A 13551-nucleotide genomic window follows, 5' to 3' on the forward strand; every position below is an offset into this window, starting at 1 on the left:
GCCGTGGCCGGGCGGCTGAGCGGCCGGTGCGCCGTCAGCGGGCCTCGGCCGCGCGCACCTCTTCCGGCGTGGGAGCCGTGCCGCCCAGGTGCGCCGGAACCCACCAGGTGTCCTGGGGGCCCGTGGGGCGGACGGGGTAGGCGCGCTGCGCGGCCTCCAGCAGCTCCTGGACGCGGTCGCGCAGATGGCGGGTGATCGCACCCGCGTACTTGTCCTTGGGCGCCTGGATCGCCTCGCCGACCCGTATGGTGACCGGGATGTGGCTGCGCTTGAAGTTGCGCGGGTGCCCCTTGGTCCACAGCCGCTGCGTACCCCACACCGCCATCGGCACCAGCGGTACGCCCGCCTCCTGGGCCAGGCGGGCGGCGCCCGACTTGAAGGTCTTCAGCGTGAACGACCGCGAGATCGTGGCCTCCGGGAATATCCCCACGATCTCGCCGGACCGCAGCGAGGCCAGGGCGTGCGCGTACGCCTTCTCGCCCTGCGAACGGTCCACGGGGATGTGCTTCATGCTGCGCATCAGCGGCCCGGAGATCTTGTGCCGGAACACCGACTCCTTCGCCATGAAGCGCACCAGCCGCTTCTGGGGACGCGCGGCGAGGCCGTTGAAGATGAAGTCCAGGTAGCTGATGTGGTTGCTCACCAGCACCGCGCCGCCCGTACGCGGGATGTTCTCCCAGCCCTTGCAGTCGATCTTCAGATCCCAGGCCTTGAACAACGTGTGGGCGAGACCGACGACGGGACGGTAGACAAGCTCAGCCATGGACGAGGTGGACCCTTCTCTCTGCCGGGGAGGGAAGGGGACTCCCGGCGGGAAAGTTACGCAGCCGTAGGTCTACGGCATAGCGCAGATGGTGCCCCATCAAACGGACGGGCAACCAGCCCCGGTGCCGCGATATGGCGAGATCCTCGTCACGTCGTCCCTCGTGACCCCGACGGCGCGGGTGGCCGTTACTCAGCGCGTACGGCCGGTCGCTGGACGGACGGGCGCCGTCCGTGCCCCCGGAACGCCGGGTCGTCCGCCGACCGGGTTCCGGCCGGGAATCTTCGCGGCCGGAAGGACGCTGAAGCGGACGGACCGGACGGTCCGGGAGTGAGGGTGGCCGCGACGGCGGACGTCAGGGGACGGCCGGGCCGGCGGCGGAACGGAGAGGTGCGGTGCGCGGGTACGACGGGGACAGCAGGCTCGGGGCGGCGGAGCTGGGCACGGACCTGGGGGAACGGGCCACGCTCGTGCAGTTCTCCAGCGCGTTCTGCGCCCCCTGCCGGGCGACCCGCCGGGTGCTCACCGATGTCGCCGCGATGGTTCCCGGGGTCGCCCATGTGGAGATCGACGCCGAGCAGCACCTCGCCCTGGTGCGCGAACTGGAGATCGACCGCACGCCGACCGTGCTCGTCCTCGACGCGGCCGGGCACGTCGTGCGCCGGGCCGCGGGCCGGCCGCGCAGGGCCGATGTGATCGCGGCCCTCGGCGAGGCGGTCGGACCCGCATGACGTCCCCGGCCGGCCGGACGGCCCGGAGCGCGCGGCACCGGCGGCGGTGCGCGCGTCCTCCGGTCCCGTCCGGGCGGCATCCGGTCCGCCGCGTACGGCATCCGGTCCCGTGCGGGACACAACCGGTGGCGTACCTCCCGGATACCGGGACGCACTTGACTGTATGCCTCACTTATCGTCAGCCTGACCGTGTGCCCCGGGAACTCCGTCTCGTCGAACGTGTCCACGTGGACCTCGCCCGCACCGCGAGCGCGTGCTGTCCGGACCGCTGAGCGACCACGGAAATCCGCCTCACCTCCCGCAGAAGGGCATCGTCATGACGGCCGGCTCCGGTTTCGATACCTCCCACCCCCGGCTCGCCTCCCCCGACCTGCTGCGTTCCGTCTTCCGGCGGCACGCGGCCGGAGTCGCCGTGATCACGGCGCGCGGCCCGTCCGGCCCCGCCGGCTTCACCGCGACCTCGCTCAGCTCCGTCTCCGCCGAGCCCCCGCTGCTCTCCTTCGGCATCAGCACCGGCAGCTCCAGCTGGCCGGCCGTCTCCCGGGCCGGTCATGTCGGCGTGCACATACTCGGCGAGGACCAGCAGGAGCTGGCCGCCACCTTCGCCCGCAGCGGCGCCGACCGGTTCGCGGCGCCCACCCGGTGGAGCGCCGGTCCGGAGGACGTCCCGGTGCTGGACGGCGTGCTCGCCTGGCTGGTCTGCCGGGTGGTGGCACGGGTCCCGGCGGCGGACCACCGGATCGTGATCGGCGAGGTGGTCCTCGGCGACCCGTCGGGCGCGGGTCGTCCGCTGCTGTACCACCAGGGCCGCTACCACGGACTGCGGGACTGACCGCGCCAGGGCGGCGGCCGACCGATTACGCAGCGTTGTCAAGGTCACAGTTCAAAGCGCTTGCTCAGCGGGCAGCCAGTGACTGTACTGGCGAGTAATATTTTGGTCGGGAGCGTGGCCCGCCCCGACGGTGACCGGCTGCTTCAGGCGCCTATGCTGCCTGGAGGGAAGGCGGCCCGGAAGGCGGCCCCGAAATGACGATGCAGTAGGAGAGCCGGCGTGAGCTTGAGGATCGTTGTCACTGTGAAGTACGTGCCCGACGCCACTGGCGACCGGCACTTCGCCGATGACCTGACCGTCGACCGGGACGACGTGGACGGTCTGCTCTCGGAGCTCGACGAGTACGCGGTCGAGCAGGCTCTGCAGATCGCGGAGGAGGCCGACGACGCGGAGATCACCGTGCTGACCGTCGGCCCGGAGGACGCCAAGGACGCGCTGCGCAAGGCGCTGTCCATGGGTGCCGACAAGGCGATCCACGTCGAGGACGACGACCTGCACGGCACCGACGCCATCGGCACCTCCCTGGTGCTGGCCAAGGCGGTCGAGAAGGCCGGCTACGACCTGGTGATCTCCGGCATGGCCTCCACCGACGGTGTGATGGGCGTGGTGCCCGCGCTGCTCGCCGAGCGCCTGGGCGTCCCGCAGGTCACCCTGCTCTCCGAGGTCTCCGTCGAGGACGGCGTGGTGAAGGGCCGTCGCGACGGCGACGCCGCCTCCGAGCAGCTGGAGGCGTCCCTCCCGGCGGTCGTGTCGGTCACCGACCAGTCCGGTGAGGCGCGTTACCCGTCCTTCAAGGGCATCATGGCCGCCAAGAAGAAGCCGGTCACGTCCTGGGACCTGTCCGACCTGGACCTCGACGCCGACGAGGTCGGCCTGGAGGGTGCCTACACGGTCGTCGAATCCGCGACCGAGCGCCCGGCGCGCACCGCCGGCACGATCGTCAAGGACGAGGGCGAGGGCGGCAAGCAGCTCGCGGAGTTCCTGGCGGGCCAGAAGTTCATCTGAACCGGCCCGTCCGGCCGCCCGCCCCGCACACTTCACTGGAAGCAGGAGAGAAGAAGTCCCATGGCTGAAGTCCTCGTCTACGTCGACCACGTGGACGGTGCCGTCCGCAAGCCCACCCTGGAGCTGCTGACCCTGGCCCGCCGCATCGGCGAGCCGGTCGCCGTCGCCCTCGGCGCGGGCGCCGGGGACACCGCCGCCGCGCTCGCCGAGCACGGCGCGGTGAAGGTCCTCACCCACGACGCCGCCGAGTACGCCGACTACCTGGTCGTCCCGAAGGTCGACGCCCTGCAGGCCGCCTGCGAGCAGGTCTCCCCGGCCGCCGTGCTGGTGCCGTCCTCCACCGACGGCAAGGAGATCGCCGCGCGCCTGGCGCTGCGCATCGGCTCCGGCGTCATCACCGACGCGGTCGACCTCGAAGCCGGCGACGAGGGGCCGGTGGCCACGCAGTCGGTGTTCGCCGCCGCGTACACCACCAAGTCCCGTGTCTCCAAGGGCACCCCGGTCATCACGGTCAAGCCCAACAGCGCGGCCGTGGAGCCCGCCCCGGCCGCGGGGGAGGTCGAGGCCCTGTCCGTCACCTTCTCCGAGCAGGCCACCGGCACCAGGGTCACCGGCCGCACGCCGCGCGAGTCCACGGGCCGCCCGGAGCTGACCGAGGCCGCGATCGTGGTCTCCGGCGGCCGCGGGGTGAACGGCGCCGAGAACTTCGCGATCATCGAGGCCCTCGCCGACTCCCTCGGCGCGGCCGTCGGCGCCTCGCGCGCCGCGGTGGACGCGGGCTGGTACCCGCACACCAGCCAGGTCGGCCAGACCGGCAAGTCCGTCTCCCCGCAGCTGTACATCGCCTCCGGCATCTCGGGCGCGATCCAGCACCGGGCCGGCATGCAGACGTCGAAGACGATCGTGGCGGTCAACAAGGACGCCGAGGCCCCGATCTTCGAGCTGGTCGACTACGGCGTGGTCGGCGACCTCTTCGAGGTCGTCCCGCAGCTCACCGAGGAGATCAAGGCCCGCAAGGGCTGAACCCGCCGAGGGCCGCACCGGGGCCCCCGCGATCCCCGCGCACGCGCAGCCGGGTCGCGGGGGCCCCGGCCGTGTCAGCCGAGGGTGATCGACGCCTGCACCGGCAGGTGGTCGCTCGGGAACTGCCCGTCGCGGGAGAAGGTGTTGATCGACGCCGTGTGCACCGTGACACCCGGCGTGACCAGGATCCAGTCGATGCGGTCGCCGTCGCGCGTCAGCGGCTTGTACCCGTGGAACGTGGCGTACTGGGTGTTGTGCCAGGTGGCCTCGTCCCAGGTGTCGGTGAGGCCGGCGCCGAGCATCGTGTCGTACACCGGGTTTCCGTGGGCGGGGACGTTGAAGTCGCCGGTCACCACCAGGGGCAGCGCACGGTCGAGCCCGGCGGTCCTCTCGGCGATCAGCGCGGCGGCACGCTCGCGTGCGTTCTGGCTGACGTTGTCGAGGTGGGTGTTCAGGACGTAGAACTCCCGGCCGCCGTCGTGCAGATCGCGGAACCGGACCCACGTGACCATGCGGAGGTAACCGGCGCCCCAGGTGTTGGAGCCGATCACGTTCGGTGTGTCGGAGAGCCAGAAGTGGTCGTACTCCAGCGGAGCCAGCCGGCGGGTGTCGTAGAAGACCGCCATGAACTCGTCGCGGCTGCCGCCCGCGCGTCCGGTGCCGATCCAGTCCCAGTGCGGACCGAGATCGGACTCGATGTCGCGCACCTGCTGGTAAAGGCCCTCCTGGGTGCCGATGACGTGCGGGCTCTCACGGTGCAGCAGCTCGCGCATGACCGGTCGGCGGACGATCCAGCTGTTGGGTTCGGCCGTGCTCGCCAGGCGCAGGTTGAACGACATCACCTCCAGCCGGCCGCCCCGGGGGCCGGCGGCAGCGGCGGCGGGGGCGGCGGACAGCGCGGTACCGGCCAGCGGCAGGGCGGCCGCGGTGGCCAGTGCGGTCTTCAGGCCCGTGCGGCGAGTGATCCGACTGTGGTTCGGCACAGGGACTCCTTCGGCGGTGGGGGTTTCCGGACGAGTCGTGCGTACTTCGGTGAGAACGCTGCCCGTTGGACGTGAACATGCCGGGGTGGGGAAGTGGACCGCAGGCGAGACGGTGTTGACCGGCGGGAACGCGGTGGATAGCTTCGTGCGACACCGTTCAACGGATCGTTGATTCCGCGAAGCGCGAAGCGGGAGGGGCGCGGGATGGGGCAGCGTGAGCAGGTGGCGACCAGCCTCGCGGCCGCCGTCGGCGAGGAGATCGGCGCTCTCCTCGCCCCGGTGGACGCGGAACTGCTCCGTCACTATCCCGGAGACCCGGCCACCCGTCAGCCCGTCCACACCGTCTACGTCCCGGGCGACACCTTCACCGCCGGCACCGTCCGCTCCTGGGGCGACCAGGCCCTCGCGGCCCTCGACGAGCACGCCCCGGACGCCGCCTCCCTCGCCGCCGTGCTCGGCCTGGCCGGCGAGCTCGCCGAGCCGGTGTACGCGCGCGTGCGCGCCAAGCTGGAGCGCGAGCCCGTCGAAGACCTGCGCGTCGACTTCGAGGACGGCTACGGCCACCGCCCCGACGCCGAGGAGGACGAGGCCGCGGCCCGCGCCGCCCGGCTGATCGCCGAGGCCGACCGCGCCGGCACGGCGGCCCCGTACACGGGCATCCGTATGAAGTGCCTGGAGGCGCCGGTCCGCGACCGGGGCATCCGCACGCTCGACGTCTTCCTCAGCGGCCTGATGGAGGCCGGCGGACTGCCCGGCGGACTCGTGCTCACCCTGCCCAAGGTGACGTACGCCGAACAGGTCACCGCGATGGTCCGGCTGCTGGAGGCGTTCGAGGCGGCGCACGGCCTCGCACCCGGCCGGCTCGGCTTCGAGATCCAGATCGAGACCGGCCAGGCGATCCTCGCCGCCGACGGCACCGCGACCGTGGCTCGCATGATCCGGGCCGCCGGGGGCCGCGCCACCGGACTGCACTACGGCACCTTCGACTACAGCGCCTGTCTCGGCGTCTCCGCCGCGTACCAGGCGAGCGACCACCCCGCCGCCGACCACGCCAAGGCGATCATGCAGGTCGCCGCCGCGGGCACGGGCGTACGCGTCTCGGACGGCTCCACCAACGTCCTGCCGGTCGGCCCCGCCGAACGGGTCCACGAGGCGTGGCGGCTGCACTACGGCCTCACCCGCCGCGCCCTGGCCCGCGCCTACTACCAGGGCTGGGACATGCACCCCGGCCACCTCCCGACCCGGTACGCGGCCGTGTTCGCCTTCTACCGCGAGGGGTACGAGCAGGCCGCCGCGCGCCTCGCCCGGTACGCGGACCGGGCCGGCGGCGACGTGCTGGACGAACCCGCGACGGCCCGGGCCCTCGCCGGACACCTGCTGCGCGGCCTGGACTGCGGCGCGCTCGACCCCGACGAGGTGGCGACGGCGACCGAGGGCCTGACACGGGCCGACCTGGAGGGGTTCGCGGTGCCCCGCCCGGGGGTCTGAACGTCCGGGTACGGGCGGTCAGACGCCACCGCCCCGGCGCGCCCGCACGTCTCCCACGGCACCGCCCGCGTCCCCGTACCACCGCGCGCCGGAGGGCGGCACGTAACGCTCCAGTCCCGAGGCGACCACCAGGTCCTCCTCGGCGAGGACGCGCGTGCCCTTGTCGCACAGGCCCCGGTCGAACCGGGCGCGGGCGGAGAACTCCTCCGGTGTCTCCCCGAACATCTCCCGCAGCCGTGGTGACGCGGCGAGCAGTTCGGTCAGCAGCCGCCGCTCGCCCGGGTGGCGGCGCGGCGTGCGCGTGCCGTCGTGGAGGACGCCGTGCCGGTTGACGTAGGCGTGGACACCGGGGAGGGGCGGCCCGGCCGCCGTCTCGATCCGTACGGCCCCGCCGGGCAGCCAGGCGCGGTCGTACGCCCCTGACGACCGCGTGACACCCTCGCTGGCGTCGACGACGGCGAGCTGCCCGGCGTCGAGCCAGATCACGAACAGCTCCCGCACGGTCCCCGGGGAGGCGAACGGCGCCGCGGACACGTAGCCCATCAGGCTCACATGGGCGGACACACCGGTGTCGACGCCGGTGACCCGCGCGGCGACCATCGGCACGGGTGAGCGGATGCCGAACTCGTCCAGCTTGTCGCGCAGTTGGCCCGGGCAGGCGTTGGAACCCACGGCGAGCACGGGAACGCGGTCCTCGTACGTCCGCCGGCCCGGTGGCAGCGGCAGCAGCCGGTCGCCGGACAGCAGGCCGGACTCCGTGGGCCAGGCGCCCGGATAGGTGAGCGGCTCCGCGCGCGGGGCCACGGCGAGGCCGAGCTCCGCGAGAGTGCGTCCGCGCATCGGCGGCTCAGCCGGCCGGCGGCAGCTCGCCCGAGCCGCGGGTGATCAGACGGGTCGGCAGCTCGACGCGCTCCGGAGCGACGAGCGCGCCGTCGAGCCGGCGGAAGAGCCGGTCGGCGGCGGTGCGCCCGAGCCGGCCCGAGTCCTGGGCGACGACCGTTATGCCGGGCCGCAGCAGATCGGCCAGCTCGAAGTCGTCGAAGCCGACCAGGGCGACCGGGCGGCCGAGTTCGGCCAGCACCCGGACCACCGTGACCGTCACCCGGTTGTTGCCCGCGAAGATCGCGGTGACGGGCGCGGGACCCGAGAGCATCTCCTCGGCGGCGCGGCGCACCCGCTCGGGGACGGTGGCGCCCAGCGACGTCCAGGACGGCTCCACGGGTATCCCCGCGTCCTCCATGGCCGTCCGGTAGCCGCGCAGCCGCTCGGCGGCGGTGTGGATGCGCGGCATGTCGCCGATGAAGCCGATCCTCCGGTGGCCGTGCGCGACGAGGTGCGCGACCCCGGCCCGGGCGCCGCCGTGGTTGTCCGACAGCACCACGTCGGCGTCGATCCCCCCGGCCGGGCGGTCCACGAACACCGTGGCGACGCCCGCCCGGATCTCCGGTTCCAGATAGCGGTGGTCGCCGCCGGCCGGGATGATCACCAGTCCGTCCACCCGGCGGGCGCACAGGGCCAGCGCCAGCTCCTGCTCGCGGTCGGGGTCCTCCGCGCTGGAGCCGTTGAACAGCAGGGCGCCGTGGGCGCGCGCCACCTCCTCCACCGCACGGCTGAGCGGACCGTAGAACGGGTCCGCGAGGTCCTCCAGCACCAGGCCGATGCTCGCCGTGCGGCCCTTGCGCAGCACGCGCGCGCTGTCGTTGCGCCGGAAGCCCAGCGCCTCGATCGCCTCCTGTACCCGGCGCTCGGTGTCCGCGGTGACGCCGGGCTCGCCGTTGACGACACGGGACACCGTCTTCAGTCCGACTCCCGCGCGCGCGGCTACGTCTTTCATCGTCGGGCGGTTGCCGTAGCGGTTCTCGGGCCGGCGGGCGATCTCGGGCACGATGCGAAAGTCCTGTTCTGCCGTCGACGGTCGTGTTGTCGCGTTTCCGCCGGGCGGGGGTGCGCCGGCCGTCGGGCTCGTACGACGATGTGGCGTCGAGCATAGAACCCGTAGAGCCTGGACAACGTTGTCACGGGCGGGGGAGACTGTCCACCGCAATCCCGCCCCGTGCCTTTCACCGGGGCGCGTCGCAAGCAGGCGCCCCTCCGGCCGGGGAACCCGGTACGTCCGTGGGACGCCACAGCAGGGGGAGACCTGACACTCATGCAGACGGACCTCGTGGCCGCGCTCGACATCGGCGGCACCAAGATCGCGGGAGCCCTGGTGGACGACCGGGGCCGGATCCTGGTGCGGACCCAGCGCGCCACGCCCGCGCGGGAGGACGGGGAGACCGTGATGCGGGCCGTCGAGGAGGTGCTCGCCGAGCTGACCGCCTCCCCGCTGTGGAGCCGGGCGCGGGCCGTCGGGATCGGCAGCGCGGGCCCGGTGGACGCCTCCGCCGGCACGGTGAGTCCTGTGAACGTACCCGGCTGGCGCGGCTTCCCGCTGGTCGCCAGGGTCCGTGCGGTCACCGGCGGGCTGCCCGTCGAACTGATCGGCGACGGTGCGGCCATCACGGCCGCCGAGCACTGGCAGGGGGCGGCCCGCGGCCACGACAACGCGCTGTGCATGGTGGTCTCGACCGGCGTCGGCGGCGGTCTGGTCCTGAACGGGCGGCTGCATCCCGGGCCCACCGGCAACGCCGGTCACATCGGTCACATCTCCGTGGACCTCGACGGCGATCCGTGCCCGTGCGGGGCGCGCGGCTGTGTGGAGCGCATCGCGAGCGGGCCGAACATCGCGCGCCGCGCGCTGGAGGGCGGCTGGCGGCCCGGGCCCGGCGAGGACGCCTCGGCCGCCGCCGTGGCCGCGGCCGCCCGGGCCGGCGACCCCGTGGCGCTGGCCTCCTTCGAACGGGCCGCGCAGGCGCTCGCGGCGGGCATCGCGGCGACCGCGACCCTCGTCGAGGTCGACCTGGCGGTCGTCGGCGGCGGTGTGGCCAAGGCGGGCGACGTCCTCTTCGCCCCGCTGCGCACCGCCCTGAAGGACTACGCGACCCTGTCCTTCGTACAGCGGCTGACCGTGGCGCCCGCGCAGATGGGCACGGACGCGGGCCTGGTCGGCGCGGCCGCCGCGGCCCTGACCCGGAGGAGCGACGTCACGGCGGTGTGAGGCGCGCCGGGCCCGGCGGCCGCCGCCGACGGTCGGCCGCCCAGCCGAATCGCCCTGTTTCGCGTGACCTCGCACGCATTGCGCAGTTGGACCGGGCATGAAGAAGCGCAGCATGCTCGCCATCGCCTCCCTGGCCACCGGGTTCGTCGTCGCGGCCGTCACCCCGTCGCACAGCGCCGAGGCCGGTGAAGCGCTCGTCAGTCTGGACGTCGACGACCTCCTGAGGGAAGCCGGCTCCGTCGACAAGCTGATCACCGACAAGAGCCTGGAAGTCGACAAGCCGACGCTGGGCGGCAACGCGGGGCAGTAGTTCCCGGGGGGCGCCAAGGGGCAGCAGGGACTGGGCGGCTGACGTCCCGTCGACGGCGCCGGGTGCTCCGCCGGGCGGGCGGGGGACCCGGCGCGGTGTGTCCGGCTCCTCACCGGAGGCTGGTTTCCGTGCCGGGGTGGAGCGGGCAAGCCTCAGAGGGCCAACAGAAGAGGGGGAACCGTGATCGTCTGGATCAACGGTGCGTTCGGTGCGGGGAAGTCCACCACCGCACGGGAACTGATCGACCTGATCCCGAACAGCACGCTCTTCGACCCCGAGGTCATCGGCGGCGCACTCACGCACCTGCTGCCGGCCAAACGCCTCGCCGAGGTCGGCGACTACCAGGACCTGCCGAGCTGGCGTCGGCTCGTGGTGGACACGGCAGCCGCCATGCTCGCGGAGGTCGGCGGGACCCTCGTGGTTCCCATGACCCTGCTGCGCCAGGACTACCGCGACGAGATCTTCGGTGGTCTCGCCGCCCGCCGGATACCCGTACGGCACGTGCTCCTCGCCCCAGCCGAAACGATACTTCGCGAGCGGATAGCCAGACGGGAGATACCGCCCGACCTTCCCGACGGCGAGATGAGAGTCCGTCAGTGGTCGTACGACCACATCGAGCCCTACCACGCGGCGCTCGCGTCCTGGCTGACCGCCGACGCCCACGTCGTCGACACCAGCTTCCACACCCCGTACGAGACCGCGTCACGCGTGGCGGAGGCGGTGCGCACCGGCGACGTTCCGGTGTGCGACATCGTGCAGACCCCCGAGCCCACGGCCGAGACCCTCGCGGCGGGGGTGCTGCTCTTCGACGACCAGGACCGCTTCCTGCTCGTCGACCCCACGTACAAGGCGGGCTGGGAGTTCCCCGGCGGGGTCGTCGAGGCCGGTGAGGCGCCCGCGCGCGCGGGCGTGCGGGAGGTGGCCGAGGAGACCGGCATACACCTCGACGACGTACCCCGCCTGCTGGTCGTGGACTGGGAGCGGCCCGTGCCCCCCGGCTACGGCGGACTGCGCCTGCTGTACGACGGAGGACGCCTCGACAGCACCCGCCACCAGCGGCCCGTCCTGCCCGGCCCCGAACTGCGCGCATGGCGCTTCGTCACCGAGGAGGAGGCCGCCGACCTGCTGCCCCCCGTCCGCTACGAACGGCTCCGCTGGGCACTGCGGGCCCGCGAGCGGGGTACGGCGCTGTATCTGGAGGCGGGAGTGCCGGTGTAGCGCGCTGCGGCCGGCGCGGCGGGGCGTGGCGGCGGGGCCGCGGACGACCCGTCCGGCGGGTGCGGGGCGGCGACCACGGCGACCCGCCGACGCGCCACCGCCCGAGCGGCGGAGGCGGTCGGCTGCCCAGCCCGGTACACGGCCGACCGGCGGACGCGGCCCGTGGGCGGCCGTGGCGACGGGCCGGGCGCGGGCGCGGCGGCCGGCGCGGGCCGCGGGCGGTCGTGGTGACGGGGCGGACCCGTACCCGGCCGGTCGGTGAGGCCCGTGCGTGGCCGTGGCGACCGACCGCACCCATGCGCGTGGCCATGGTCGCTGGCGCGGCCTAAGTGCGGCCGTGGTGACGGGGCGGTCCTGTACCCGGCCGACCGGCCGGCGCGGCCCGTGCGTGGTCGTGGTGACCAGCCGGGCCCGGGCGCGGCGGCCGGTGCGGGCCGGGGGCGGTCGTGGTGACGGGCTGGTCCCGTACCCGGCCGGCCGGTCGGCGCGGCCCGTGCATGGCCGTCGCGACCGGTCGGGTACGGGCGCGGCGGCGGTCCCGCCGAGGGTGACGGTCCGCCGAGGGCGGCGGCCCCGTCGGAGGCAGCGGGGCCGGTCAGTTCGCCGCGTTCGCGTAGTTGCGCAGGAACAGTGCCTCCGCCACCGACAGGCGCTCCAGTTCCTCGGGGGACACGCTCTCGTCCAGGCCGTGGATCTGTGCCTCCGGCTCGCTCAGGCCGAACATGAGGATCTCGGCGTCCGGGTAGAGCCCGGCCAGCGTGGCGCAGAGCGGGATGGAGCCGCCCTCGCCCGCGTACCGCAGCTCCTCGCCGGGGTAGGCGAACGCCATCGCCGCCGCCATCGCCTCGTACGCCGGGCTCGCGGTGTCGGCGCGGAAGCCCTCGCCGAGTCCGACGAGTTCGAACTCGGCCCGCGCGCCCCACGGGACGCGGGCCTGGAGGTGCTCCTGGAGCAGCTTCGCCGCCTCGGCCGCGGGCGTCCCCGCCGGCACCCGCAGGTTGACCAGCGCCCGCGCGCTCGCCTGCACCGACGGCGTCGCGCCCACCACCGGCGGGCAGTCGATGCCGAGCACGGTCACCGCCGGGCGCGCCCAGACCCGGTCGGCGACCGTGCCCGAGCCGGTCAGCTCCACGCCGTCGAGCACCTTGGCGTCCCCGCGGAACTGCTCCTCCGGGTACTGCAGGCCCTGCCACTCGGCGTCCCCCTCGAGCCCGTCGACCGTCGTCGAACCGTCCTCGGCGCGCAACGAGTCCAGCATCCGGATCAGCGCGGCCAGCGCGTCGGGCGCCGCGCCGCCGAACTGTCCCGAGTGCAGGTTGCCCTCGAGCGTGTCGACCCGGACGCGCAGCAGGGCGGTGCCGCGCAGCGCCGCGGTGACCGTCGGCAGGCCCACCTGGAAGTTGCCGGTGTCGCCGATGAGGATCGCGTCGGCGGCGAGCAGCTCCGGGTGCTGCTCGGCGTACCGCTCGAGACCGCCGGTGGCCTGCTCCTCGGACCCCTCGACGATCACCTTGACGCCGACCGGGACCCCGCCGTTCGCCCGCAGCGCCCGCAGCGCGAGCAGATGCATGAGGACGCCGCCCTTGCAGTCGGCCGCGCCGCGCCCGTACCAGCGGCCGTCCCGCTCCGTCAGCTCGAACGCCGGGCTGGTCCACGCCTCCTCGTCCAGCGGCGGCTGCACGTCGTAGTGCGCGTAGAGCAGGACCGTCCGCGCGCCCTCGGGACCGGGCAGGTACCCGTACACCGACCGGGTGCCGTCCGGGGTGTCGAGCAGGGCCACGTCCTCGAAGCCCTCGGCGCGCAGCGCGTCCGCGACCCAGTTCGCGGCGGCGTCGCTCTCGCTCCGCGGGTACTGGGTGAAGTCCGCCACCGATCTGAAGGCCACCAGCTCGGTGAGCTCCTGCTTCGCCCGCGGCATCAGCGCGGCGACGGTCTCGGCGACATCGTTCGACGACATGGGCACGCTCCTGGGGGGTGCGACGTTGTACTCAGTTGTAGTACTGGCGGGTACGTGGCTGCGTACGCGCATAACGGTGTAAGGCGCACACGTCTGCCGATCCTCCCACAGCGGGCCGCGACGGGGACCGCCGTAGGATGCTCG

Annotated in this window: 13 protein-coding genes and 1 pseudogene; 9 read left to right on the top strand and 5 right to left on the bottom strand. The window is 73.7% G+C overall.

The annotated features are described in order from the left end of the window. Window positions 1-34 precede the first annotated feature (34 nt). Window positions 35-763 carry a lysophospholipid acyltransferase family protein gene (locus IEZ04_RS08795; protein ID WP_189216164.1) on the bottom strand — a complete coding sequence of 243 codons (729 nt, stop codon included), beginning with the start codon at window positions 761-763 and terminating at the stop codon, window positions 35-37. Window positions 764-1153: 390 nt separating this feature from the next. On the opposite strand from IEZ04_RS08795, the pseudogene IEZ04_RS08800 reads away from it, so the two are divergent. From IEZ04_RS08800 to IEZ04_RS08815, 5 genes and pseudogenes are all read left to right on the top strand, one after another. Continuing rightward, window positions 1154-1494: pseudogene (locus IEZ04_RS08800) on the top strand (thioredoxin family protein). Next, window positions 1491-1766, top strand: a complete 276-nt coding sequence (locus tag IEZ04_RS35935) for a putative leader peptide (RefSeq protein ID WP_373296276.1) — start codon at window positions 1491-1493, stop codon at window positions 1764-1766. Before IEZ04_RS08800 ends, IEZ04_RS35935 begins: the two are co-directional and overlap by 4 nt. A 44-nt stretch (window positions 1767-1810) precedes the next feature. Beyond that, window positions 1811-2326: a flavin reductase family protein gene (locus IEZ04_RS08805; RefSeq protein WP_189216619.1), complete on the top strand. Its 516-nt coding sequence runs from the start codon at window positions 1811-1813 to the stop codon at window positions 2324-2326. A gap of 219 nt (window positions 2327-2545) precedes the next feature. Next, window positions 2546-3331, top strand: a complete 786-nt coding sequence (locus tag IEZ04_RS08810; RefSeq protein WP_189216166.1) for an electron transfer flavoprotein subunit beta/FixA family protein — start codon at window positions 2546-2548, stop codon at window positions 3329-3331. Between the two features lie 60 nt (window positions 3332-3391). Next, window positions 3392-4354: an electron transfer flavoprotein subunit alpha/FixB family protein gene (locus tag IEZ04_RS08815; RefSeq protein WP_189216167.1), complete on the top strand. Its 963-nt coding sequence runs from the start codon at window positions 3392-3394 to the stop codon at window positions 4352-4354. A gap of 74 nt (window positions 4355-4428) precedes the next feature. Here the strand turns inward: IEZ04_RS08815 and IEZ04_RS08820 are convergent, their stop codons facing one another. Next, window positions 4429-5337 (bottom strand): endonuclease/exonuclease/phosphatase family protein, encoded by a 909-nt coding sequence (locus IEZ04_RS08820; RefSeq protein WP_189216168.1) that lies wholly within the window; start codon window positions 5335-5337, stop codon window positions 4429-4431. 204 nt (window positions 5338-5541) lie between these two features. On the opposite strand from IEZ04_RS08820, the gene IEZ04_RS08825 reads away from it, so the two are divergent. Next, complete coding sequence (locus tag IEZ04_RS08825) at window positions 5542-6825, top strand: DUF6986 family protein (protein ID WP_189216169.1); 1284 nt, start codon at window positions 5542-5544, stop codon at window positions 6823-6825. Between the two features lie 18 nt (window positions 6826-6843). On the opposite strand, the gene IEZ04_RS08830 is transcribed toward IEZ04_RS08825, so the two are convergent. Then, window positions 6844-7665, bottom strand: a complete 822-nt coding sequence (locus IEZ04_RS08830; RefSeq protein ID WP_229820905.1) for a hypothetical protein — start codon at window positions 7663-7665, stop codon at window positions 6844-6846. 7 nt (window positions 7666-7672) lie between these two features. Further along, window positions 7673-8659 carry a LacI family DNA-binding transcriptional regulator gene (locus tag IEZ04_RS08835; protein ID WP_229820962.1) on the bottom strand — a complete coding sequence of 329 codons (987 nt, stop codon included), beginning with the start codon at window positions 8657-8659 and terminating at the stop codon, window positions 7673-7675. A 315-nt stretch (window positions 8660-8974) separates the two neighbouring features. Here IEZ04_RS08835 and IEZ04_RS08840 point away from each other — a divergent pair, with 315 nt between their 5' ends. From IEZ04_RS08840 to IEZ04_RS08850, 3 genes are all read left to right on the top strand, one after another. Next, window positions 8975-9922, top strand: coding sequence for an ROK family protein (locus IEZ04_RS08840; protein ID WP_189216171.1), 948 nt, complete (start codon window positions 8975-8977; stop codon window positions 9920-9922). Window positions 9923-10019: 97 nt separating this feature from the next. After that, entirely contained in the window at window positions 10020-10232 is a 213-nt protein-coding gene (locus tag IEZ04_RS08845) for a hypothetical protein (RefSeq protein ID WP_189216172.1), read from the top strand. Between the two features lie 180 nt (window positions 10233-10412). Beyond that, the gene (locus IEZ04_RS08850) at window positions 10413-11450 is read left to right on the top strand and encodes an NUDIX hydrolase (protein ID WP_189216173.1); all 1038 of its coding nucleotides are present in this window, start codon (window positions 10413-10415) and stop codon (window positions 11448-11450) included. 595 nt (window positions 11451-12045) lie between these two features. Here the strand turns inward: IEZ04_RS08850 and IEZ04_RS08855 are convergent. Beyond that, complete coding sequence (locus tag IEZ04_RS08855) at window positions 12046-13407, bottom strand: dipeptidase (RefSeq protein ID WP_189216174.1); 1362 nt, start codon at window positions 13405-13407, stop codon at window positions 12046-12048. Between the last annotated feature and the right edge of the window lie 144 nt (window positions 13408-13551).

Origin of the sequence: Streptomyces ruber, assembly GCF_014648075.1 — a bacterium.
GTDB lineage: Bacteria > Actinomycetota > Actinomycetes > Streptomycetales > Streptomycetaceae > Streptomyces > Streptomyces ruber.

Coding starts and splice junctions, on each gene's coding strand:
- IEZ04_RS08845 (WP_189216172.1), top strand. CDS start 10,020: ATGAAGAAGCGCAGCATGCTCGCCATCGCCTCCCTGGCCACCGGGTTC.
- IEZ04_RS08795 (WP_189216164.1), bottom strand. CDS start 763: ATGGCTGAGCTTGTCTACCGTCCCGTCGTCGGTCTCGCCCACACGTTG.
- IEZ04_RS08815 (WP_189216167.1), top strand. CDS start 3,392: ATGGCTGAAGTCCTCGTCTACGTCGACCACGTGGACGGTGCCGTCCGC.
- IEZ04_RS08805 (WP_189216619.1), top strand. CDS start 1,811: ATGACGGCCGGCTCCGGTTTCGATACCTCCCACCCCCGGCTCGCCTCC.
- IEZ04_RS08840 (WP_189216171.1), top strand. CDS start 8,975: ATGCAGACGGACCTCGTGGCCGCGCTCGACATCGGCGGCACCAAGATC.
- IEZ04_RS35935 (WP_373296276.1), top strand. CDS start 1,491: ATGACGTCCCCGGCCGGCCGGACGGCCCGGAGCGCGCGGCACCGGCGG.
- IEZ04_RS08825 (WP_189216169.1), top strand. CDS start 5,542: ATGGGGCAGCGTGAGCAGGTGGCGACCAGCCTCGCGGCCGCCGTCGGC.
- IEZ04_RS08855 (WP_189216174.1), bottom strand. CDS start 13,407: ATGTCGTCGAACGATGTCGCCGAGACCGTCGCCGCGCTGATGCCGCGG.
- IEZ04_RS08830 (WP_229820905.1), bottom strand. CDS start 7,665: ATGCGCGGACGCACTCTCGCGGAGCTCGGCCTCGCCGTGGCCCCGCGC.
- IEZ04_RS08835 (WP_229820962.1), bottom strand. CDS start 8,659: ATGAAAGACGTAGCCGCGCGCGCGGGAGTCGGACTGAAGACGGTGTCC.